19 protein-coding genes and 1 pseudogene are annotated in these 22,088 nt (G+C 68.9%); 16 read left to right on the top strand and 4 right to left on the bottom strand.

Annotated features, from left to right (window positions below):
* Positions 1-219, top strand: a pseudogene (locus AC3XYG_RS20870) (serine hydrolase); the annotation flags it as partial.
* Between the two features lie 150 nt (positions 220-369).
* Here the strand turns inward: AC3XYG_RS20870 and bla are convergent.
* Positions 370-1,260 (bottom strand): class A beta-lactamase, encoded by an 891-nt coding sequence (bla, locus tag AC3XYG_RS20865; RefSeq protein ID WP_489141793.1) that lies wholly within the window; start codon positions 1,258-1,260, stop codon positions 370-372.
* Between the two features lie 189 nt (positions 1,261-1,449).
* On the opposite strand from bla, the gene AC3XYG_RS20860 reads away from it, so the two are divergent.
* From AC3XYG_RS20860 to AC3XYG_RS20825, 8 genes are all read left to right on the top strand, one after another.
* Entirely contained in the window at positions 1,450-2,343 is an 894-nt protein-coding gene (locus tag AC3XYG_RS20860; protein ID WP_489141792.1) for a LysR family transcriptional regulator, read from the top strand.
* A gap of 48 nt (positions 2,344-2,391) precedes the next feature.
* Positions 2,392-3,270 carry a hypothetical protein gene (locus AC3XYG_RS20855; RefSeq protein WP_489141791.1) on the top strand — a complete coding sequence of 293 codons (879 nt, stop codon included), beginning with the start codon at positions 2,392-2,394 and terminating at the stop codon, positions 3,268-3,270.
* Between the two features lie 318 nt (positions 3,271-3,588).
* A complete protein-coding gene (gene alaS / locus AC3XYG_RS20850) occupies positions 3,589-6,240 on the top strand; it encodes an alanine--tRNA ligase (RefSeq protein WP_489141790.1) in 2,652 nt (883 codons plus the stop codon).
* A gap of 116 nt (positions 6,241-6,356) precedes the next feature.
* Complete coding sequence (locus tag AC3XYG_RS20845; RefSeq protein ID WP_489141789.1) at positions 6,357-6,815, top strand: GcrA family cell cycle regulator; 459 nt, start codon at positions 6,357-6,359, stop codon at positions 6,813-6,815.
* A 78-nt stretch (positions 6,816-6,893) separates the two neighbouring features.
* Positions 6,894-7,424, top strand: coding sequence for a hypothetical protein (locus AC3XYG_RS20840; protein WP_489141788.1), 531 nt, complete (start codon positions 6,894-6,896; stop codon positions 7,422-7,424).
* Positions 7,425-7,472: 48 nt separating this feature from the next.
* Positions 7,473-8,003: a hypothetical protein gene (locus AC3XYG_RS20835; RefSeq protein WP_489141787.1), complete on the top strand. Its 531-nt coding sequence runs from the start codon at positions 7,473-7,475 to the stop codon at positions 8,001-8,003.
* 49 nt (positions 8,004-8,052) lie between these two features.
* Positions 8,053-8,583 (top strand): hypothetical protein, encoded by a 531-nt coding sequence (locus tag AC3XYG_RS20830; protein ID WP_489141786.1) that lies wholly within the window; start codon positions 8,053-8,055, stop codon positions 8,581-8,583.
* A gap of 56 nt (positions 8,584-8,639) precedes the next feature.
* On the top strand, positions 8,640-9,176 hold the full coding sequence (locus AC3XYG_RS20825; protein ID WP_489141785.1) for a hypothetical protein: 537 nt from the start codon (positions 8,640-8,642) through the stop codon (positions 9,174-9,176).
* A gap of 67 nt (positions 9,177-9,243) precedes the next feature.
* Here AC3XYG_RS20825 and AC3XYG_RS20820 read toward each other — a convergent pair whose 3' ends face one another.
* The gene (locus AC3XYG_RS20820; RefSeq protein WP_489141784.1) at positions 9,244-10,458 is read right to left on the bottom strand and encodes an NADP-dependent isocitrate dehydrogenase; all 1,215 of its coding nucleotides are present in this window, start codon (positions 10,456-10,458) and stop codon (positions 9,244-9,246) included.
* Between the two features lie 82 nt (positions 10,459-10,540).
* Positions 10,541-11,119 (bottom strand): LOG family protein, encoded by a 579-nt coding sequence (locus AC3XYG_RS20815; protein ID WP_489141783.1) that lies wholly within the window; start codon positions 11,117-11,119, stop codon positions 10,541-10,543.
* 656 nt (positions 11,120-11,775) lie between these two features.
* Here AC3XYG_RS20815 and AC3XYG_RS20810 point away from each other — a divergent pair.
* The gene (locus AC3XYG_RS20810) at positions 11,776-12,741 is read left to right on the top strand and encodes a LysM peptidoglycan-binding domain-containing protein (protein WP_489141782.1); all 966 of its coding nucleotides are present in this window, start codon (positions 11,776-11,778) and stop codon (positions 12,739-12,741) included.
* A 153-nt stretch (positions 12,742-12,894) separates the two neighbouring features.
* On the opposite strand, the gene AC3XYG_RS20805 is transcribed toward AC3XYG_RS20810, so the two are convergent.
* A complete protein-coding gene (locus tag AC3XYG_RS20805) occupies positions 12,895-14,271 on the bottom strand; it encodes a formimidoylglutamate deiminase (RefSeq protein WP_489141781.1) in 1,377 nt (458 codons plus the stop codon).
* Positions 14,272-14,339: 68 nt separating this feature from the next.
* On the opposite strand from AC3XYG_RS20805, the gene hutI reads away from it, so the two are divergent.
* The 6 genes from hutI to AC3XYG_RS20775 all read left to right on the top strand — a co-directional run.
* Positions 14,340-15,551, top strand: a complete 1,212-nt coding sequence (hutI, locus tag AC3XYG_RS20800) for an imidazolonepropionase (protein WP_489141780.1) — start codon at positions 14,340-14,342, stop codon at positions 15,549-15,551.
* Between the two features lie 51 nt (positions 15,552-15,602).
* On the top strand, positions 15,603-16,184 hold the full coding sequence (locus tag AC3XYG_RS20795) for a lytic transglycosylase domain-containing protein (protein WP_489141779.1): 582 nt from the start codon (positions 15,603-15,605) through the stop codon (positions 16,182-16,184).
* 119 nt (positions 16,185-16,303) lie between these two features.
* On the top strand, positions 16,304-19,081 hold the full coding sequence (locus tag AC3XYG_RS20790; protein ID WP_489141778.1) for an SLBB domain-containing protein: 2,778 nt from the start codon (positions 16,304-16,306) through the stop codon (positions 19,079-19,081).
* 154 nt (positions 19,082-19,235) lie between these two features.
* Positions 19,236-20,552, top strand: coding sequence for an NAD(P)/FAD-dependent oxidoreductase (locus tag AC3XYG_RS20785; RefSeq protein WP_489141777.1), 1,317 nt, complete (start codon positions 19,236-19,238; stop codon positions 20,550-20,552).
* Positions 20,549-21,331: a DUF1365 domain-containing protein gene (locus AC3XYG_RS20780; RefSeq protein ID WP_489141776.1), complete on the top strand. Its 783-nt coding sequence runs from the start codon at positions 20,549-20,551 to the stop codon at positions 21,329-21,331. Before AC3XYG_RS20785 ends, AC3XYG_RS20780 begins: the two co-directional genes overlap by 4 nt.
* A 13-nt stretch (positions 21,332-21,344) precedes the next feature.
* Positions 21,345-22,088: class I SAM-dependent methyltransferase (locus tag AC3XYG_RS20775; RefSeq protein ID WP_489141775.1), on the top strand; the 744-nt coding region annotated here is incomplete at its 3' end.

Here is a 22,088-nt window from a genome sequence, read left to right as displayed (position 1 = left end):
CTGCTGTTCAGCGATGCCCTCTCGCCGGCCTCGCGCCACCAGCTGGCGGCCTGGCTGATCACCACCAAGACGGGCGACGCCCGGCTGCGCGCCGGCTTCCCGGCCGGCTGGCTGGTCGGCGACAAGACCGGCACCGGCGGCAACAAGGCCGGCAGCACCAACGACATCGCCGTCGCCTGGCCGACGGATCGGGGACCGATCATCGTCGCCGCCTATTGCGAGGTGCCGTCGAAGTCGCCGGAGCAGCAGAGCGCGGTGGTCGCCGAGATCGGGCGGATCGGTCGCATGGGCCGGGCGACTCCTCGATGGTCGGGGCGGGTGGAACAGGGGCCGCCGGCACGATGGACCGCGCCGGCGGCCCGGGCCGGTTCAGACCTGCGAGACGATCCGCCCGATCTCGGCGACCACCGCGCTCTGCTGCTCCGGCGACTTCGACGGCACCTCGCAATAGGCGGTGACGATGATCGGTCCCCGATCCGTCGGCCAGGCGACGGCGATGTCGTTGGTGCTGCCGGCCTTGTTGCCGCCGGTCCCGGTCTTGTCGCCGACCAGCCAGCCGGCCGGGAAGCCGGCGCGCAGCCGGGCGTCGCCGGTCTTGGTGGTGATCAGCCAGGCCGCCAGCTGGTGGCGCGAGGCCGGCGAGAGCGCGTCGCTGAACAGCAGCTTGCGCAGGGTCTCCAGCATCGCCGCCGGCGTGGTGGTGTCGCGGGGATCGCCCGGCCCGGCATAGTCGTTCAGCGTCGGCTCGGTCCGGTCCAGCCGCGTGACCTCGTCGCCGAGGGAGCGGGCGAAGGCGGTCAGCCCCGCCGGGCCGCCGAAGCTGGCGAGGATGAGGTTGGCGGCCGTGTTGTCGCTGTGTGTCACGGCGGCGTCGCAGAGTTCGGCCACCGTCATGCCCGCGCCGCCGACGCGATCCCCGATCGCCGACTCGCTCACCACGTCCTTCTGGGAAAACACGATGCGCCGGTCCAGCCGCTCCTGCTTGCGGTCGACGCGGGACAGGACGAAGCCGGCAGCCAGGGCCTTGAAGCTGCTGCACATCAGGAAGCGCTCATCGGCCCGGTGCCCGATGCGGGCGCCGGTGGCCAGGTTGAGCGCGGCCACGCCCAGGCGGCCGGGCTGGGCCCGTTCGAGCGCGGCGAGCCGGGCCTCGGCATCGCCGCCGGCTTGCGCCTTTACCACGGCGGGAAGGCCGGCGAGGACCGGGATTGCGAGCAATGAACCGGCCAGCGCCCCCCGGCGCGATACCGAGATCGTCATTCCTGTCTCCATGATTCGATTGGCTGCCGGACGGGCGGGCGTCGCCGCCCCGTCCGCGACGGCGCCGTCGTGCCGGGGCGCCGTGACCCCTGAATAGGCGGAAGCCATGCCCATAGCCAAACGAGGAATACTTCGCTTAGACATGAGATAATGTTGGTCAAGCCAGGTGGGTCGATGGACGTCTCGAAGATGCCGCTCAATGCCCTGCGCGCCTTCGAGGCGTCCGCCCGGCTGGGCAGCTTCACCCGGGCGGGGATGGAGCTGCGGGTCACCCAGACCGCCATCAGCCACCAGGTGAAGGCGCTGGAGGAGACGCTGGGCGTCACCCTGTTCGAGCGCCTGCCGCGCGGCCTGGCCCTGACCGACGAAGGCCTGGCACTGCTGCCGGTGCTGACCGACGTGTTCCGCCGCATGAGCGCCACGCTCAGCCAGCTCGAGGAGGGCAATTTCCACGAGATCCTGACCATCGGCGTGGTGGCGACCTTCGGGATCGGCTGGCTGCTGCGGCGGCTGGGCTCGTTCAAGGCGCAGCACCCATCGGTGGATCTGCGCGTCAAGACCAACAACAATCGCGCCGACATCCTGGCCGACGGCCTGGACTGGTTCATCCGGTTCGGCGACGGCGCCTGGCACGGAACAGATGCTTTGCCACTGATGGGCGCGCCCCTGTCGCCGGTCTGTGCCCCAGCGCTGCGGGCGCGCCTGCACAGCCCGGCGGATCTGGCGAACGAGCAGCTGCTGCGGTCCTACCGGGTCGACGAATGGGGTCTGTGGTTCAGGGCGGCCGGCATCGAACCGCCGAAGCTCCGCGGCTGGATGTTCGACTCCTCGCTGACCCTGGTGCAGGCGGCGGCGCAGGGGGCCGGGGTGGCGCTGGTCCCGGTCGCCATGTTTGCCGACGACATCGCGGCCGGGCGCATCGTCCAGCCCTTCGCAGTCGCGGCCCCCGCCGGCAGCTACTGGCTGACGCGCCTCAAATCCCGGACGGAGACCGCCTCCATGCAGGCCTTTCGCCGATGGCTCCAGGCCGAGATCGCGGCGTCTAGCCCAACCTTGGCCGCCCCGGGGTGGGAGGGCAAGTAAACGAAGTGTTCATCGACACCGCCCTCGCGTTTGTTCATGGTATGTTTCATGCAAAACGCGCCCGAACCCCCCGATATCCCGGCCCACTGCCGCAGTCTTGCGCTGCAGGGCATCGAGATGCTCAGCCGCCTCGCCGAGATCGCGATGCAGCTGGCGGAGGGGGAGGGCGCCCGCGCCCTGGCGGCGCAGGACTGGGCGGCCGAGGTGCGGGCCGATCCGGCCGGGCAGACGGCGGATGATCCCGACCCCAGGATCGAGGCGCGGGAGGCCGGGCTGGCCTTCGACCGCTTCGCCCGTTTGGTGCAACGCTCCCTGAGCCTGCGCGGCCGTGCCGCCGACCGCCTGTGCGCCAGCGACAAGGCCGCGGCCGCCGAACGCGAGGCCACCCGCAAGCCTCGCCGCGAACGCCACCGCAACCAGGTCCACGCCGTCCTGGAGGATCTGATCTGGGACCCGGCCCAGCCGGAGGGGGAATGCGAAGAGACCGTCAATCTCACCCGCCGCTTCCGCGGGAAGCTTGAAGCGCTCTATGGCAACGAGGACGACCCGGTGGAAGACCGGCCGATCGCTTCAGTCATCGGCGGCCTGGCCTGCGGCCTCGGCCTCTCGGACCAGTGGCACCGGCAGGCCGCCGACTGGTCGGACCCGCAGCACCCGGCGCTGACCGGCAGCCCGGCCGAACTCCGCGCCAGGAACCGGGCCCGGCTGATCGAGCTGATGGACCGGTCGATCGCGGGCGCCCTCTACCCCGATCTCATCCCCGCCCTCCGGGCCGGGCTGGAGACCCGGCTGCGCGAGCCCGATGTCGAGGCGATGCTCGACCGCGTGCCCCCGGCCGAGGCCGCCATCCGCCTCCGCCACTCCCTCGCCCTCGACTTCGATGACGACATCGACGACGAGGTTCCGGACAGCCCCGACACCGGGTGACCGGCTGCTTTTCCACTGCCCCAAAAACATGGTCATCCCCGCGAAAGCGGGGATCTCGTCACGCCTTCATCGGGAGCGGGAGTCCCGCTTTCGCGGGAATGACAGCCGGGAAGACGGGGTGGGGCGGAGGGCGCGGCACGAAGAAGCCATGTGGCGCGACTCGCCGGCTTTCGGCCTGTCCGGGCGCGACTCGCGTTGCATCGGCAACACTTCGATCGAGTCGCTTCCTGGACAGGCGGCGGCCCGGCGCGCTACAAGCGACGGCTTGGCCGCCGGGTTCCCCGGGGGCGCACCGCCCGAGGCCGAACGATCCCCGCGATGCAGACCGTCAACGACATCCGCTCCACCTTCCTCGACTTCTTCGGCGAGAACGGCCACGAGGTCGTGGCCTCGAGCCCGCTGGTGCCGCGGAACGACCCGACGCTGCTGTTCACCAACTCCGGCATGGTGCAGTTCAAGAACGTCTTCACCGGCATGGAGACGCGGCCCTACAAGCGCGCCACCACCTCGCAGAAATGCGTGCGCGCCGGCGGCAAGCACAACGATCTCGAGAATGTCGGCTACACCGCCCGGCATCACACCTTCTTCGAGATGCTGGGGAATTTCTCGTTCGGCGACTATTTCAAGGAACGGGCGATCGAGCTGGCCTGGGGGCTGATCACCAAGGAATACGGCCTGCCCAAGGACAAGCTGCTGGTCACGGTCTATCACACCGATGACGAGGCGGCGTCGCTGTGGCGGCGGATCGCCGGGCTGCCGGACGAGCGCATCATCCGCATCCCGACCTCGGACAATTTCTGGGCGATGGGCGACACCGGCCCGTGCGGCCCGTGCTCGGAGATCTTCTTCGACCATGGCCCCGGCATCGCCGGCGGCCCGCCGGGCAGCCCGGACGAGGATGGCGACCGCTTCATCGAGATCTGGAATCTCGTGTTCATGCAGTATGAGCAGGTGACGAAGGAGACGCGCGTCGACCTGCCGCGGCCGTCGATCGACACCGGCATGGGGCTGGAACGCATCGCCGCGGTGCTGCAGGGCAAGCACGACAATTACGACATCGACCTGATGCGGGCGCTGATCGAGGCCTCGGCCGACGTCACCAACACCGATCCGGACGGCCCGTTCAAGATGAGCCACCGGATCATCGCCGACCATCTGCGCGCCACCTCCTTCCTGATGGCCGACGGCGTCATGCCGTCGAATGAAGGCCGCGGCTACGTGCTGCGCCGGATCATGCGCCGTGCCATGCGCCACGCCCATCTGATGGGCGCGCACGACCCGGTGATGTACCGGCTGGTGCCGGCGCTGGTGCGCCAGATGGGTGCGGCCTTCCCGGAGCTGGTGCGGGCCGAGGCGCTGATCACCGAGGCGCTGAAGCTGGAGGAAGCCCGCTTCAAGCAGACGCTGCACCGCGGCCTGCGCCTGCTTGAGGACGAGACCGACCGGCTGGGCGACGGCCAGGCGCTGCCGGGCGACGTGGCGTTCAAGTTGTACGACACCTATGGCTTCCCGCTGGATTTGACCCAGGACGTGCTGCGCGGCCAGGGCCGGACCGTCGACACCGCCGGCTTCCAGACAGCGATGAACCACCAGCGCGCCGAGGCCCGCAAGGCCTGGTCCGGCTCAGGCGATGCCGCCACCGGCGCGGTGTGGTTTGAGTTGAAGGAAAAGCTCGAACCCACTGAATTCCTTGGGTATGATACCGAGATCGCGGAAGGTGTGGTCACGGCGTTGGTGGTCGACGGCAAGTCGGTCGACCAGGCCGGGGCGGGCGCCGAGGTCGTGGTCCTGGTCAACCAGACGCCATTCTATGGCGAAAGCGGCGGCCAGACCGGCGATGCCGGCACCATCGTCCTGGCGGGCGGCGTCGGTGGCGCCAGCGTTGCCGTGCGCGACACCCAGAAGCAGGCCGGCGTGCTGTGGGCCCATATCGGCACCGTCTCCGGCGGCACGCTCAAGGTCGGCGACGCGGTCGAGTTGAAGGTCGATCATGACCGCCGCAGCGCGATCCGCGCCAACCATTCGGCCACCCATCTGCTGCATGAGGCGCTGCGCCGCCGGCTGGGCGACCACGTGACCCAGAAGGGGTCGCTGGTGGCGCCGGAACGGCTGCGCTTCGACGTCAGCCAGCCGCGGCCGCTGACGGCCGAGGACATCGCCGTGGTCGAGGCCGAGGTCAATGCCCGGATCCGCGAGAACGCGCTGGTCACCACCCGGCTGATGACGCCGGAGGACGCGATTGCCGCAGGCGCCATGGCGCTGTTCGGCGAGAAATACGGCGACACCGTGCGCGTCGTCGGCATGGGCCATGACGGCAACAAGGTCTATTCGCAGGAGCTGTGCGGCGGCACCCATGTCGGCCGCACCGGCGATATCGGCGGCTTCCGGCTGGTGTCGGAAGGCGCCGTCGCCGCGGGCATCCGCCGGATCGAGGCGGTGACCGGCGAGGGCGCCGTGGCCCATGCCGCCCATCGCGACGCGCTGCTGATCGACGCCGCCGCGGCCCTGAAGGTGACGCCCGAGGAGCTGCCGGTGCGGCTGGCCGCCCTGGTCGAGGAGCGCCGCCGGCTGGAGCGCGAGGTCTCCGACCTCCGGCGCAAGCTGGCGACGGCGGGCGAGGGCGGGGCAGCCGCCGAGGTCAAGGAGATCGCCGGGGTCAAGTTCACCGGCCGGATCATCGACGACCTGCCGGCCCGTGAGCTGAAGCCGATGGCCGATGCGCTGAAGCAGCAGATCGGCTCCGGCGTCATCGCCCTGATCGGCCGGGCCGACGGCAAGCTGTCGGTCTGCATCGGCGTGACCGAGGATCTGACCGGACGGTTCGACGCCGTGGCGCTGGTGCGCGCCGCGGCCGAGGCTGCCGGCGGCAAGGGTGGCGGGGGCCGCCCTGACATGGCGCAGGCAGGCGGGCCCGACGCGGCCCGTGCCGGCGATGCACTCGCGGCGGTCGAGGCGGCGCTGGCCGCCTGACCTGCCGGAGGGGCTTGAAAGGTTCTGTCGTGGCGTTCGCGGATGTGGTAGCGTCTGCGTCCGAAGCCGCAATATGTGGTACGCGCATCGCTCGCGCGTGATCTTGGGAGAAGCGGATGTCCTGGACCGATGAGAGGGTGGCGCAACTGCGCCAGCTTTGGGGAAACGGGAAAAGCGCAAGCGAGATCGCCGAAATGCTGGGGGGTGTCTCTCGCAATGCCGTGATCGGCAAGGCCCATCGCCTGGAGCTGTCCGGGCGGCCGTCGCCGATCAAGCGCAAGGAAGACGAGGAAGAAGAGGTCGTGGTGGCCGCCGCCGAGGCTGCGGCTGCGCCGGTCGTGACGAAGGTTCCGGCCAAGCCGGTGCCGGAGCGCAAGCCAGGCGGCGCGACCATCCTCAACCTGACCGAGCGGATGTGCAAATGGCCGATCGGTGATCCGCGCGACAAGGATTTCCATTTCTGCGGCAAGTCCGCCCACGGCAACCTGCCGTATTGCGCCGAGCACGCCGCCATCGCCTATCAGCCGCCGGGCAAGCGGCGGGACGAGGAACGCACCGTCATCATGCGGGCGTGAGATCGCTTAAGGGTTGACGATTTCCCTCGCGAAAATGGCAGTGCTTCGGCATTAATTCTCCCAGATATGGGGGGAATCATGGTTCGAAGCATTTTATCCTGCGCCGCCGGGCTGCTTGCCCTGGCGGCGTTTTCTTTGCCCGCGGCGGCGGAGCCGTCGCTGATCTCGTTCGTCTCCGGGCCGCTCGCAGGGGTCGCCGCTGACGATGTGAAGCATGTGGAAAACAGCAATCTCGTGGAAGGCGGCACCCAGGTCACGGAATCTGCCATCTTCCACAGCGGCGGGATGCTGGCCCGGGTCCGGTGGTCCCGGCTGAGCGGCAATTATATATGGCGCGACTATGGCCTGGGCCCGCTGACGGATGATGTCCGGGCGGCCTTCAAAGCGACGAGTGCCACGGTCATCACCGGCGACCGCGCCGCTATCAGTGGCTTCAACGGACAATATCGGATCGTCGATTTGGTCGGGACGCCCAATCGATGCGGCGTGTTCCGTCTCGCGCGCAACCAGAACCAGATCATCGGGTTCGTCTGCCGGCAGGATGGTCAGACCGTGCCGTTGCTCGCCGTGTTGCAGGGGCTGTCGATTTCGGGCGTGATATCGCCGTAAGGCAGCGGGGGAACGACCCCGCGTTGGCGGTGTCGAAGGGGGGAAGAAATGGTTCGATTGGTCGTGCGGGCCGCCGCCGGGCTGCTTGCCTTGGCAGCGTTTTCCCTGCCTTCGGCTGCGGAGCCGTCGCTGATTTCGTTCGTTTCCGGGCCGCTCGCAGGGGTCGCCGCGGAAAACGTGAAGCACGAGGAAGACAACAACCTCGTGGAGCGCGGCACTCAGGTCACGGAATCCGCCCTTTTCAACAAAAGTGGAACGCTGGCCTGGGTCCAGTGGTCGCGTCTGGCCGGCAACTATGTCTGGCACAATGACAGCCTGGGCGGGCTGACCGGCGATGTGCAGCGGGCTTTCAAGGCCAAGGGTGCGACGGTCCTGATCGGCGATCGCACCACGGTCAGCGGTTTCAACGGCCAGTACCGCATCGTCGACCTGACCGGCACGCCGAATCGCTGCGGTATCTTCCAGCTCGGCCGGGCCAAGAACAACATCATCGGCTTCGCCTGCCGACAGGACGGGCAGACGGTGCCGCTGATCGCCGTCATGCAGGGGTTGTCGATTTCAGGAGTGATTTCGCCGTAAGGCCGTGGGGGAACGACCCCGCGCCGGGGTCATCGAAGGGGGATAATAGATGGTTCGATTGATCGCGTGGGCCGCTGGCGGGCTGCTTGCCTTGGCGGCGTTTTCCTTGCCCGCAGCGGCGGAGCCGTCGCTGATTTCGTTCGTTTCCGGGCCGCTCGCAGGGGTCGCCGCGGAAGACGTGAAGCACAAGGAAGATAACAACCTGGCGGAACGTGGCACCCAGGTTACGGAATCCGCGAGCTTTTTTGGTGCGGGAACGGTCGCCTGGGTCCAGTGGTCCCGGCTGAGCGGAAACTATGTCTGGCAGGACACCGGCCTGGGGGGCCTGACCGACGACCTCCGGGATATCTTCAAGGCGACGGGCGCGACCGTCGTCACCGGCGACCGCACCGGTGTCGGGGGATTCAACGGGCAGTTCCGCATCGTCGATCTCGCTGGCGTGTCCAGGCGGTGCGGTGTGTTCCAGCTCCGGCGCCTCAGGGACAGCGTCATCGGCTTCATGTGCCGGCAGGATGGGCAGACCGTGCCGGTCGTCGCGATCCTACAGGGGCTGTCCGTCAAGGGCGTCATCGGGCCGTAAGGGGGGCTGATCGAAACGGCCGCAGGCATTCCGGACGGCATCATCTAGGGGGAAGAATGGTTCGATATGCGATGCAGATCGCCGCCGGGCTGATCGCCTGGGCGGCGCTGATGGGACCGGCATCGGCGGAAGACGCGCCGATCGAGTTCGTGTCCGGGCCCTTTGCCGGGGCCGCGGGGCAGGACACCGTGCATAAGGAAATCCAGCTCGACTACGGCTACCAGAAGGAGAACCGGGCTCGCTTCGCCGCCGGTCCCCATGTCGGCGAAGTCCAGTGGATCAAGTTGAGCGGCAACTACTACACCAGCGATCCCAATGCGATCGGCCGGCTGACGAGAATGGTCGAGCACATGTTCGGCGTCGGCGGATCGCGGACGGTGAATGGCGATCAAAAGTCGGTGAACGGCTTCCTGGCCCAGTATCGGCGCATCGAAATCGGCATCGGCACGTCCACGCCCAAGAACTGCGCGGTCTACTACATGTCGCGGCAGCCGGACAGTATCTATGGCTATGTCTGCGGTCCTGCCGGGCAGCCGGTGCCGCTCGATGCGACGATGAACGGGCTGTCGATCCGCAACGTGATCGGGCCGTAGGCCGCGCGTGAGCAAAAAAAGAAGGGCCGGCAAAAGCCGGCCCTTTTCGTCTGTCTGGCGAAGGGCCTCAGCCCATCGCCACCTGCAGGTTCTGGTCCAGCTTGTCCAGGAACTGCTCGGTCGTCATCCAGGGCTGGTCCGGCCCGATCAGGATGGCGAGATCCTTGGTCATGTGGCCGGCCTCGACCGTCTCGACGCAGACCTTCTCCAGCGTCTCGGAGAAGCGCAGCAGCTCCGGCGTCTCGTCGAAGCGGGCGCGGTAGGCCAAGCCCTGGGTCCAGGCGAAGATCGACGCGATCGGATTGGTCGAGGTCGCGCGGCCTTTCTGGTGCTCGCGGTAGTGGCGGGTCACCGTGCCGTGCGCCGCCTCGGCCTCGACCGTCTTGCCGTCGGGGGTCAGCAGCACCGAGGTCATCAGGCCGAGCGAGCCGAAGCCCTGGGCGATCGAATCCGACTGCACGTCGCCGTCATAGTTCTTGCAGGCCCAGACGAAGCCGCCTTCCCACTTCATCGCCGACGCGACCATGTCGTCGATCAGGCGATGCTCATAGGTCAGGCCGGCGGCCTTGAACCGGTCCTTGAACTCGGCGTCGAACACCTCCTGGAAGATGTCTTTGAAGCGCCCGTCATAGCCCTTGAGGATGGTGTTCTTGGTCGACAGGTAGACCGGCATGTTGCGCAGCAGGCCGTAGGTCAGCGACGACTGGGCGAAGCCGCGGATCGACTCGTCCAAATTGTACATGCTGAGCGCGACACCGGCGCCGGGGAACTTGAAGACCTCCATCTCGGTCGGCTGGCTGCCATCCGCGGGGGTGAAGGTCATGGTCAGGGTGCCGGGGCCCGGCACCTTGAAGTCGGTGGCGCGGTACTGGTCGCCGAAGGCATGGCGGCCGACGATGATCGGCTTGCGCCAGCCGGGCACCAGGCGCGGCACGTTGCGGCAGATGATCGGCTCGCGGAAGATGGTGCCGCCGACGATGTTGCGGATCGTCCCGTTCGGCGACTTCCACATCTTCTTGAGCTTGAATTCCTCCACCCGCGCTTCATCGGGGGTGATGGTGGCGCACTTCACGCCCACGCCGTATTTCTTGATCGCCTCGGCGGAATCGATCGTCACCTGATCGTCCGTCTTGTCGCGATACTCGACCCCGAGATCGTAGTAGTGCAGGTCGATGTCGAGGTACGGCAGGATCAGCTTGTCCTTGATGAACTGCCAGATGATGCGCGTCATCTCGTCGCCATCGAGTTCGACGACCGGGGTCTTGACCTTGATCTTGGCCATATCGGGATCTTTCGGCTTCGGACGGGGAATGGTCGGGCTTATAGCACCCGGCGGCGGGGGACGAAAGCAGAGGGGCCTACACTCATTTGTCGCTGGCCAGGCCCACGATCGGCACCGGCGCGGCGATGGCGCCGAACACCTCGTCGACCGTCTCGACCACCTGGAACAGGTCGCGGGTCTCCGGCCGGCAGAAGCCCTGGGCGATCATGTGGTCGACCAGGCGCAGGAACGGGCGCCAGAAGCCGTCGACATCGACGAAGACGATCGGCTTGTCGTGCAGCTTCAGCTGCAGCCAGGTCATCATCTCGAAGGCCTCGTCCAGGGTGCCCAGGCCGCCGGGCAGGACGATGAAGGCGTCGGACCGGTCGAACATCATCTGCTTGCGCGTGTGCATGCTGTCGACGACATGCAGCTCGGTCAGGCCGGTGTGCTCGACCTCCAGCGCCTGGATGTGCTCCGGGATGATGCCGACGACCTTGCCGCCGGCGCCGAGGGCGGCATCGGCGGTGATGCCCATCAGCCCGACCCGGCCGCCGCCATAGACCAGCTGCAGGCCGCGGGCGGCGATCAGGGCGCCGAGCCGGGCGGCCGCGGTCTTGTACTTTTCGTCGACGCGGGCGGCGGAGCCGCAATAGACGCAGAGGGAACGGATGTCGGCCATGATCGCACGGGTCCAAGGCGGGGGGCAGGCACCGGCGGGGCCGGCGGCGCGACATTAGGGTGGGCCTGCCCCTGGGGCAAGTTTCGATGCAGCGGGACGCAGCGGTTTGTTGCGAGTCCGTGACCATGCAGATAGGTTGGACGGAATAAAATATCGGGGCGGTTCCGGCGTTGAAGACAATCCTGCTCATCGGCGGCAGCGCGCTCGTCGTGCTTGCGGCCATTCTCGCCGTGCGCGAATTCAGCGGACAGCCACATCCGGCGGTATCGCCGCCGACGGTCGCGTCGGCGCCATCGGTCGCCGCACCGGTTGCTCCCAATGCCATGGCGTCCGTGCCGGCGGCGCCGAAAGCCGAAGCACCTCAGCCGGCGGCAGCCGCAGCTCCGGTCCAGTCCCCGGCCACACCGGCCTCCTCATCTGCCGCAGCCGCATCTCCGCCGTCCGGAGCGCCGTCCCCTGCACCTGCATCGGCCACCGCGGGCCCGAGCGATCACGACGGTGCGGCGCCCGGCGGCAGCCAAGCCATGGCCTCGGCCGGTCCGATGGCCGCCCAGCCCGACACCGGCGGCGCTGCGGCTTCAGCTCCGTCACCGGCTCCGGCTTCGTCAGCATCCGACGCAGGTGCCACTCCGTCGGCACCGCAGCCGGCGGCCGCATTGGCATCGACGCCGCCATCATCCGGCCCCGCGGCGACCGGCCCGGCAGCGCCGGCTGCGGGCGGGCGGAGCGTCCTCGGCTTCGATGCGATCCGGGTCAGCGCCGACGGCGCGGTCACCATCGCCGGGCGCGGCCCGGCCGGGGCCCGCATCCTGATCTTCGACGGCGACAAGCAGATCGGCTCGGCCGAGGCGGATGCGTCCGGCACCTGGGTCTTCGTCGCCGACGCGCCGATCGCTTCGGGCGACCACCAGCTGTCGCTGCGCGTCGCCGATGGCGGCCCGGCCGCCGCGTCCTCCGAGGTGGCGATGGTGGTGGTGCCGCAGCGGGGCCGCGATATCGCCGGCCGTCCGGCCGCCGGCGGCGACACCAGTCCGCTGGTGGTGCTGACCCCACAGCAGGGGAACGGCGCGTCCACCGTGTTGCAGGCACCGGTCGCCAACCGGGCCACGCCGTCGCTTCCGGCCGCGGCTGGTCAGCTGCCGCCGGCTGCGGGTGGTCCGCTGCCGTCGATCGACGTCATCGACTATGGCGACGGCGGTGCCGTCATCGTCAGCGGCCGCGGTGCTGCCGAAGCCGTGATCCGGCTCTATCTCGACGACCGGTCCGTCGGCGAAGGCCGCACCGACGGCCAAGGGTTGTTCCGCATCCAGGCGGATGGCGGGATCGAACCCGGCGTGTACCACATGCGGGCCGACCAGCTCGATGCCTCCGGCCATGTGACCGGGCGGGCCGAGATTCCGTTCCAGCGGGCGACGCCGGCCGAGATCGCCGTGGCCGAGGGGCGGGTCGTGGTCCAGCCCGGCAACAGCCTGTGGCGGATCGCCCGCCGGGTCTACGGCCAGGGCCTGCGCTACACCGTGATCTACCAGGCCAATGGCGACCAGATCCGCAACCCGGACCTGATCTATCCCGGCCAGATCTTCGCGGTTCCGGCCGGCCAGACGGCTGCGGTTCCGGGTTGAACGGCCGAATTCACCGGCCAGTGACCCCCGTCACAGCATGGGCGCAAAGGCCGGACTAGATTGAAGGCTGCTCGATGGCGTGTTTGCGCTCGAGTGAGCCTCCCTGTTTACCTCATCGGGCCCCGGATTCCGGGGCCCGTTTCTTTTGGTCACTCAGGCCAGCAGCGTGCCCATCACGGCCCGGAAGCGGGCCGCCACCACCTCTTCCTCGGCGTGATGCCGGTCGCGCACCCGCCAGCGGCCGCCGGCCATGACATCGCGGATCGGCGACTCGTTGCCGGCGAAGACGAAGCTGTCCAGCACCGCATCGCCGCTGCGGCCGACCAGCACCGGGTGGTCGCGGTCCAGCACGATGAGATCGGCGCGCGCCCCGGCCTCGATCCGGCCGGAGGACCGGCCGATCGCCTGGGCGCCGCCATCGACCGCCGCCTGGAACAGGGTGGCGCCGACCGCCGGCCGGGCCGGGCTGGCGGCGACGCCGCGCTTCCGGTGCAGCAGGCGCTGGCCGTATTCGAGCCAGCGCAGCTCCTCGATCACGCCGACCGAGATGTGGCTGTCCGAACCGATGCCGAGCCGGCCGCCGGCGGCGAGATAGGGGGCGAGGGGGAACAGGCCGTCACCGAGATTGGCCTCGGTGGTCGGGCACAGCCCGGCGATGGCCCGGCTGGCCGCGATGCCCGTCGTTTCCGCCTCGGTCAGATGGGTGGCGTGAATCAGGCACCAGCGGTGGTCGACCGCGGCGTGGTCCAGCAGCCATTCGACCGGCCGGGCGCCGCTCCAGGCCACGCACTGCTCCACCTCCTTCACCTGCTCGGCGATGTGGATGTGGATTGGCGCCGCCGGGTCGGCCGATTGGATCCCGGCGACCGTCGCCGCCAGCATCTCGGGTGGCACCGCCCGCAACGAATGCGGCGCGATGCCGATGCGGATGTCGGGGTCGCCGGAATAGTGCGCGCGCAGCCGGGCGGCGATGTCGAGGATGCCGTCGGCATCGTTCAGGAAGCGGCGCTGGCCGTCGCCGGCCTTCTGCCCGCCGAAGCCGCCGGTGTTGTACAGCACCGGCAGATGGGCGATGCCGATGCCGGCTGCCTTGGCGGCGGCGATGACCCGGTGCGACAGCTCGGCTCGGTCGGCATAGGGGGTGCCGTCGGGCTGATGGTGCAGGTAGTGGAATTCCGCCACCGCGGTGTAGCCGGCCTTCAGCATCTCGATGTAGAGCTGGGCCGCGATCGCCTCGACCTGCGCCGGGTCGAGCACGCGGACAAAGCGATACATCTGCTCGCGCCAGCTCCAGAAATCGTCGCCGGGTCCGGTGGCGGTCTCGGCCAGCCCGGCCATGGCCCGCTGGAAGGCGTGGCTGTGCAGGTTGGTCATGCCGGGCAGGGCGATGCCGGCGATCGACTCGGCATCGCGGGAGTCGGCACCAGCGGTGACGCGGGCGAAATTGCCGTCGGCGTCGACCTCGATCAGGACATTTTCGGCCCAACCGTCGGCCAGCAGGGCGGTCTTGGCGAAATAGCGCGTGGTCAAGAGGCGGCGTCCCGTGAGATGAAGCGCGGTCAGGCACAATAGACGCGGATCGCCGAAGGGAAAGAGCGATGTGGGACCGGCTCTGGATCAATGCACGGCTGGCGACGATGGACGGCGACGGCTATGGCGCTATTCCGGAGGGGGCGATCGCCACCGAGGCGGGCCGCATCGCCTGGGTCGGGCCGCAGGCGGATCTGCCGGGCGCGCCGGATCGGCTGGCCGCGGTGGTTGAGGATGCCGGCGGCGCCTGGGTGACGCCGGGGCTGATCGATTGCCACACCCATCTGGTGCATGGCGGCGACCGCGCCCGCGAATTCGCCATGCGCCTGCATGGCGCAAGCTATGAGGAGATCGCGCGGTCTGGCGGCGGCATCGTCTCGACCGTGACGGCCACCCGGGCGGCGGATGAGGAGTCGCTGCTGCAATCGGCCCGGCGCCGGCTGGACGCGCTGGCGGCCGAAGGCGTGACCACCGTCGAGATCAAGTCCGGCTACGGCCTCGACCTCGCGACCGAATCCAAGATGCTGCGCGTCGCCGGCCGGCTGAGCCACGACAGCGGGATCCGGGTCCGCCGCAGCTTCCTGGGCGCCCATGCGGTGCCGGCGGAAGACCGCGACCACCCGGACCGCTACCTCGACCGCGTTGTCGAGGAGATGCTGCCGGCGATCGCCCGCGAGGGCCTGGCCGACGCCGTCGACGCCTTCGGCGAGAAGATCGCCTTTTCCCCGGCCCAGGTGGAGCGTGTGTTCCGGGCGGCGCAGGCCCTTGGCCTTCCGGTCAAGCTGCATGCCGACCAGCTGTCCGACCAGGATGGTGCGGCGCTGGCCGCCCGCTTCGGCGCGCTGTCGGCCGATCATCTGGAATACACCAGCGAATCCGGCGCGATGGCGATGGGGCGGGCCGGCACCGTCGCGGTGCTGCTGCCCGGCGCCTACTATTTCCTGCGCGAAACCCAACTGCCGCCGGTCGCGGCGTTCCGCCGGCATGGCGTGCCGATCGCTCTGGCCACCGACAACAACCCTGGCACCTCGCCCGCGACCTCCCTGCTGCTGATGCTGAACATGGGCTGCACCCTGTTCCGCCTGACGCCGGAAGAGGCACTGGCCGGGGTCACACGCAACGCCGCCCGGGCGCTGGGGCTGGCCCAGGAGTGCGGCCGGCTCGCCGTCGGCCTGGCGGCGGATTTCGTGTTCTGGGACGTGGCGGATCCGGCCGAGCTGTCCTATCGCATCGCCTTCAATCCATGCCGGGGCGTGGTCCGGGCCGGCCGACCGGTCTGAGCCCGGGGGGTTCTTCCTTGGCGTCCGCCTGTGCTAGAAGCACGGCATCGATTGGCGGGGAAGCCGTTTGCGTTGATGAAAAAGCGATGGGTCGCGGGGCTCGCGGCGCTGGTGCTCGGCTTGGTCGTCACGGCCGCGGCGGCGCAGGCGCAGGAGAGATGCACCCCCTACATCATGGCGATGGAGGGTGCCTTCGGCATTCCCCAGGGGATGCTGCTGGCGATCGCCCAGACCGAATCGGGGGGAGATGGCGAACCCTATCCCTGGGCGCTGAACATCGGCGGCCGGCCGATGTTCCCGGGCAGCCTCGCCGCCATGCGGGCTGCGATCGAGGACAACGGGGGCGGCGACAGCCCGAACATCGATGTCGGCTGCATGCAGATTTCCTTGCGCTATCACAAGGAGACGCTGCCGGATTACACGCTCATCTTTCAGCCACAATACAATGTGATCTACGGCGCGTATTTCCTGCGGCACCTGTTCGACAAGTATGGCAACTGGCTGCAGGCAATCGCGCATTATCACTCCAGCGACCCGGATCGGCAGTTCGCCTATGCCTGCCGGGTGTTGGAACGGCTGAAGAAAATCCGTGGCCAGGGCGGCGGGACAATCGAAGTCTGCGCCTCGGGTTGAGAGGGACAAGGGAGTGATTCCGGTTTTCTTTGCCGAACAGATCGGTCAGAAGATGGGGTCATTGGGGGGCGTTGGCTCGATCAGCGTCGCAATCGGGCATTTTGGTGAAGCGGGGGAATATGAAGCCTGTGCAGAATGACGGTGGCCGCGATGCACGGCGCCGGACGCGTCGGCCCGGCCGGCTTCTCCGTTATGGGTTCGGCGTCACACTGCTCGCGGGCGGTGTTCTCGCACTGACCCCGGTCGCCGGTCAGGCCCAGCTCAATGCCTTGGTCGACCAGCTTCAGCAGCTTGGCATCAATCCCTCGCAGCTGCAGCAGGGCGGTGCCCTGCCTGATGGCACCACAATCCCCAGCGGCCCCCGGGTTCCCGCGACCGCCCCGGCCGCGGTGACGGTGGCGCCGGTCGTGTCGCCGCCGCTGGCGTCATCGACGGTCACCACCGTCCCGGCATCGCGCATCGAGCTCGACTACCAGCGCCGACTCAGCGGCGACATCAGCCAGTTCGGCTACGATGTCTTCACGGGCGGCACCGTCGCCAGCCAGGTGATCAGCGGCGCGGTCGGCGAGACCTATATGGTCGGCATCGGCGATCAGATCGTGGTGACGCTGCGCGGCCAGGTGAATCAGGGCATCAGTGCCACGGTGGACCGCGAGGGCCGCCTGATCCTCCAGGACCTGCCGCCGATCCCGGAGTCCGGCCGATCGTTCGGCGATCTGCGGCGCGAGATCGAGACCCGGGTGAAGGAGAATTACGTCAGCACCGAAGCGTTCGTGTCGCTGGGCGACGTGCGGGCGATCTCGGTCACCTTGACTGGCGAGGTCAGCCGGCCCGGCGCCCAGAGTCTGACCAGCTTCTCGACCCTGGTCGATGCGCTGACTGCTGGCGGCGGCGTGAAGAAGACCGGTTCGCTGCGATCGGTCATGCTGATCCGGCAGGGCCAGACCAAGATCGTCGATCTCTACGGCTTCCTCACCGGCACCTCCGGCGACGTCGACCTGCAATTGCAGGATGGCGACCGGATCGCGATCCCGACCATCGGGCGCACCGTCGCGGTGGCCGGCGACGTGGTCCGCCCGGGCATCTTCGAGATGCCGGCGGATGCCACCGGCCCGCTCAGCGTCGCGGAGATGCTGGACTATGCCGGCGGCCCGATCCGGCCGTCCGGCAACCGGTTCAACCTGCTGCGGCGCGACCGCAATGGCCAGGACCTGGTTCAGAACCTGGCCGGGCAGACCGCGGTCCCGGTCCAGACCGGCGATATCATCCAGGTGTCGCTGTCGCAGGATCTGCGTGTCGGCAGCGTCTCGGTCACCGGCAATGTCACTGTGGCCGGCGTGCGGCCGCTGACCAGCGCGCCGACCCTGCGGGCGCTGCTGTCCGATCCGCCGATCCTGGCGGACGATGCCTATATGCCCTTCGGCGTGATCCAGACCACCGACCCGGGTTCGCGGATCCGCAAATTCGTGCCTGTCAATCTCGGCGTGGCGCTGCGTGGCGCCGGCAACCTACGGCTGCGTGACCGTGAGAAGCTGATCGTGCTGTCGCGCGAGGACATCCGGTATCTCGGTTCGGACGACGTCCAGACGATGCTGAACGGGGTGCAGCCAAGTGCGGCCAAGACCCAGGCGTCGGATCAGTCGCAGAACCCCCAGACCCAGACGCTGGTCGCCTCGCCGCAGCCGGCGATTGCGGTCGCGAGTGGTCCGACCTGCCTTGGCCTGCGATCGCTGGCCGAGGCGGTGCGCAACGACTCCACCGGGCGGTTCCGCAACGCCCGCCAAACGCTTCAGAACGATCCCGGTGGACTGCAGGTCTCCCGCGCCTGTCCGCAGGTCTTCGACGACGTCCCGGACCTGCTGCCCTTCGTCATCGAGCATGTGGTCTCGCTCGAAGGCCAGGTCCGCGTGCCGGGCAGCTACCCGATCATCCCCGGCACCTCGCTCGCCACCGTGCTCGACATTGCCGGCGGCACCACGATCGAGGCCGATAAGTCGGCGATCGAGGTTGGTTACTTCTCGACCCTGTCACCGTCCAACCTCAGTGGTTCCTGGCGGTCGGTGCAGAGTCTCGGCGCGACCACGGCCTCGCTCCGGCTCAATCCCGGCGACAGCGTCCGCATCCCGGAAAGCCAGCAGCTGCGGGAAGAGGGCACGGTCTCCCTGGCCGGCGAATTCACCCATCCCGGCCGCTACGTGATCCGGCGGGGCGAGACCCTGCTGCAGCTGATGCAGCGGGCCGGCGGCTACACCAACCAGGCCTTCCCCTATGGGGCGGTATTCACCCGCGAGGCCGTGCGCCTGCAGCAGCAGGATGGTTATGTGCGGACGGCCCGGGAGATCCAGGCCGGGTTGCCGCAGCTGGTCCAGACCTCGAATGATAGCGGCAAGAACGCGGCCGATTCCCTGCCGGCGATCGAAAGCCTGATCCAGGAACTGAAGACGATCCCGGCCGCCGGACGCGTCGTCGTCGAGGCCGATCCGACGGTGCTCGCGGCGCGGCCGGAACTCGATTTCGTGCTCGAGCAGGGCGACAGGCTGTTCGTCCCCAAGCGCCCGCTCTTCGTGACCATCTCGGGTGAGGTGCTCAACCCCGGCACGGTCCAGTATGGCGGCAAGCAGTCGGCGGACGACTACATCAGTCTCGCCGGCGGGACGACCAGTGCGGCGGATGAAAGCCGGGCCTTCGTCATCTTGCCGAACGGTCAGGCGCAGCCGCTCGACCTGTCGTCCTGGAGCTTCAGCTCGATCAAGGTGCCGCCCGGCTCGGTCATCATCGTGCCGCGCGACCTGAACCCGTTCGATATCTACACCCTGGTGAAGGATGTCGGCTCGATCGTGCAGAGCCTGGCCGTCTCCGCCGCGTCCCTGGTGGTCATCGGCCGGAACAACAACTGACGACGATCTGATCGTGAGGAAAGGGGCGGCGCCGGTGGTGCCGCCCTTTTCGTTTGTCCGGCCCGGTCTGGCGGCCGTCCGGGCGATATGATCTGATCGTGATGGGACGCCGTAAGACCATGCGGACGAGGATCAGGAGGCTTGGCGGCGCGGCATGCGGATAGCGGTGATCGGAACGGGCGTGGCCGGCCTCGGCGCGGCCCATCTGCTGCGGTCGCGGGCCGAGGTGGTGCTTTACGAGCGCGACAGCCGGATCGGCGGCCATGCCAACACGGTCGATGTCGTGCAGGACGGCCGCACCGTGGCGGTCGACACCGGCTTCATCGTCCACAACGATGTCACCTATCCCAATCTTGTCCGTCTGTTGGCCGAGCTGGGCGTCGCGACAGCGCCGACCGACATGTCGTTTTCGTTCAGCGCGGCCGGCGGCGCCTTCGAATATGCCGGCGACACGCTGGCCGGGCTGTTCGCGCAGCGCCGCAACGCCCTGCGGCCGGCGCATTACGGCATGATCCGCGATATCCTACGCTTCTATCGCGAGGCCCCTGATGTGCTGGAGACGGGGCCGGCCGACCTGACACTCGGCGCCTTCCTCACCGCTGGCGGCTACGGCCGCAGCTTCGTCGACGATCACCTGCTGCCGATGGGGGCGGCGATCTGGTCGTGCCCGACCGCCGAGATGCTGGGCTTTCCAGCGCAGTCCTTCATCCGGTTCTTCGCCAATCATGGGTTGCTGCAGGTCAGCAACCGCCCCGCCTGGCGCAGCATCGTCGGCGGCAGCCGGGCCTATGTCGAAGCGCTGGCCGCCCCCTTCGCCGGCGCGATCCGGCGGGGCGTGCCGGTCGCATCCCTGCACCGGGCGCCGACCGGTGTCGTGGTGCACGACGCGGCCGGGCATGAGGATCGGTTCGACCAGGTGGTGGTCGCCGCCCATGCCGACCAGGCCCTGGCGATGCTGGCCGAGCCGACGCCGCTGGAGCGTGAGGTGCTGGGTGCTTTCCGCTTCCAGGCGAACGAGGCGGTGCTGCATGACGATCCGGCGCTGATGCCCCGGCGGCGGCGGGCCTGGGGCAGCTGGAATTACCTCAGCGAGGGGCGCCGCGTCGGCGCCGTCAGCGTCACCTACTGGATGAACCGGCTGCAGCCGCTGCCCGGCCTGCGCCCGGTGTTCGTCAGCCTCAACCCGTTCCAGGCGCCGCGGGCGGGGGCCGAGCTGGCGCGGTTTCGCTACGACCACCCGGTGTTCGACCGGCGGGCGCTGGCGGCCCAGGCGACGATCGGGGCGATCCAGGGGCGGGGCGGCATCTGGTATTGCGGTGCCTGGTGCGGCTACGGCTTCCACGAGGACGGGCTGGCGGCGGGCATCGCGGTGGCGGAAGCGCTCGGCGCACAGCGGCCCTGGACGGTGCAGGACATGTCGCCGGCGGCACGGCACTGCCGGCCGGCGCGGCCTTCGGCGGTGGCGGCGTGAATTCGGCGCTGTATTACGGCCGGGTGGTGCACACCCGCAGCGCCCCGGTGCGGCACCGCTTCTCCTACCGCGTCTTCTCCCTGCTGCTCGACCTCGACGAGCTGCCGCAGCTGGGGGCGGAGCTGCGCGGTTTCGGTTACAACCGGTGGGCGCCGCTGTCCTTCCGGGATCGCGACCACGGCCCGCGCGACGGCAGCCCACTGCGGCCCTGGGTCGAACGGGTGCTGGCGCCGCTCGGTCTCGGCCCGATCGGCCGGATCCGGCTGCTGTGCTTCCCCCGGCTGTTCGGCTACGTCTTCAACCCGCTCAGCGTCTATTACTGCGATGATGCGGCCGGGCGCCTTGCCGCCATCGTCTATGAGGTGCGCAACACCTTCGGCGAGATGCATTGCTATGCCGTGCCGGTCGATGCCGGCCGGCTGCCCTCGGCCCCGGTGGTGCAGAGCTGCGGCAAGGAATTCTACGTCTCGCCCTTCATCGCCATGCGGGCGCATTACCGCTTTCGCCTGTCGCCGCCGGGGGCGGGGCTGTCGGTGCTGATCCAGCAATCGGTGGCCGAGGGCGAGGTGCTGGTCGCCAGCCTGGTCGGCCGCCGCGCCGCGCTGACCGATAGCGGCATCCTGCGCGCCGTGCTGCGCCACCCGCTGATGACGCTGAAGGTGGTCGGCGCCATCCATTGGCAGGCCTTGCGGCTGTGGCGCAAGGGTGTGCCGCTGCACCGCCACGCGCCGCCGCCGGCCCAGCCGGTCACGCTGTTCCCCTCCGCCGACAACCCATGACCCCGTCATCCCTATGACCCTGTCATCCATGCCGAACGACACCTCTTCCTCGATCGCCACGCCGCTCGGCACCGCTGGCGGATCGATCCACCGGTTCTCGCCGCTGATGCGGGCGATGCTGGCACTGTCCGGCCGGCTGAGCGTCGGCCGGCTGACCATCTGCTTCCCGGACGGCAGCAGCCGGGTGATCGCCGGCACCGAGCCGGGGCCGGAGGCGGTGCTGGAGATCCACCGCAACCGGCTGGCACGGCGCTTCCTGTTCGGCGGCACTCTCGGCTTCTGCGAGGCCTATCTCGACGGCGATTGGACCAGCCCGGATATCTCAGCCCTGTTCACCTATTTTCTGCGGAACGAGGCGGGGATCGAGCAGGCGATGAACGGGCCGGCCTGGTCGCGCGGGCTGCAGCGCCTGCTGCATCGGTTGCGGCCGAACAACCGGCGCGGTGCGCGGCGCAACATCGCCCGGCACTATGATCTCGGCAACGCCTTCTACGGCGCCTGGCTCGACCCCAGCCTGACCTATTCCGCCGCGGTTTTTGCCGGAGAGGACGAGGATCTGGAGGCGGCGCAGCGGCGGAAATACGCGCTGCTGGCCCAGCGGCTGGATCTGCGGCTCGGCCATCGGCTGCTGGAGATCGGCTGCGGCTGGGGCGGCTTCGCCCGCTTCGCCGCCACCGAGATCGGCGCCGACGTGACCGCGATCACGATCAGTCGCGAGCAGTTCGACCTGGTCCGGAAGGACATCTTCGAGAACGGG

Source organism: Inquilinus sp., from assembly GCF_057815775.1.
The sequence above is the reverse complement of the archived record's forward strand: the minus strand, read 5'-3'. Positions and strand labels throughout refer to the sequence as shown.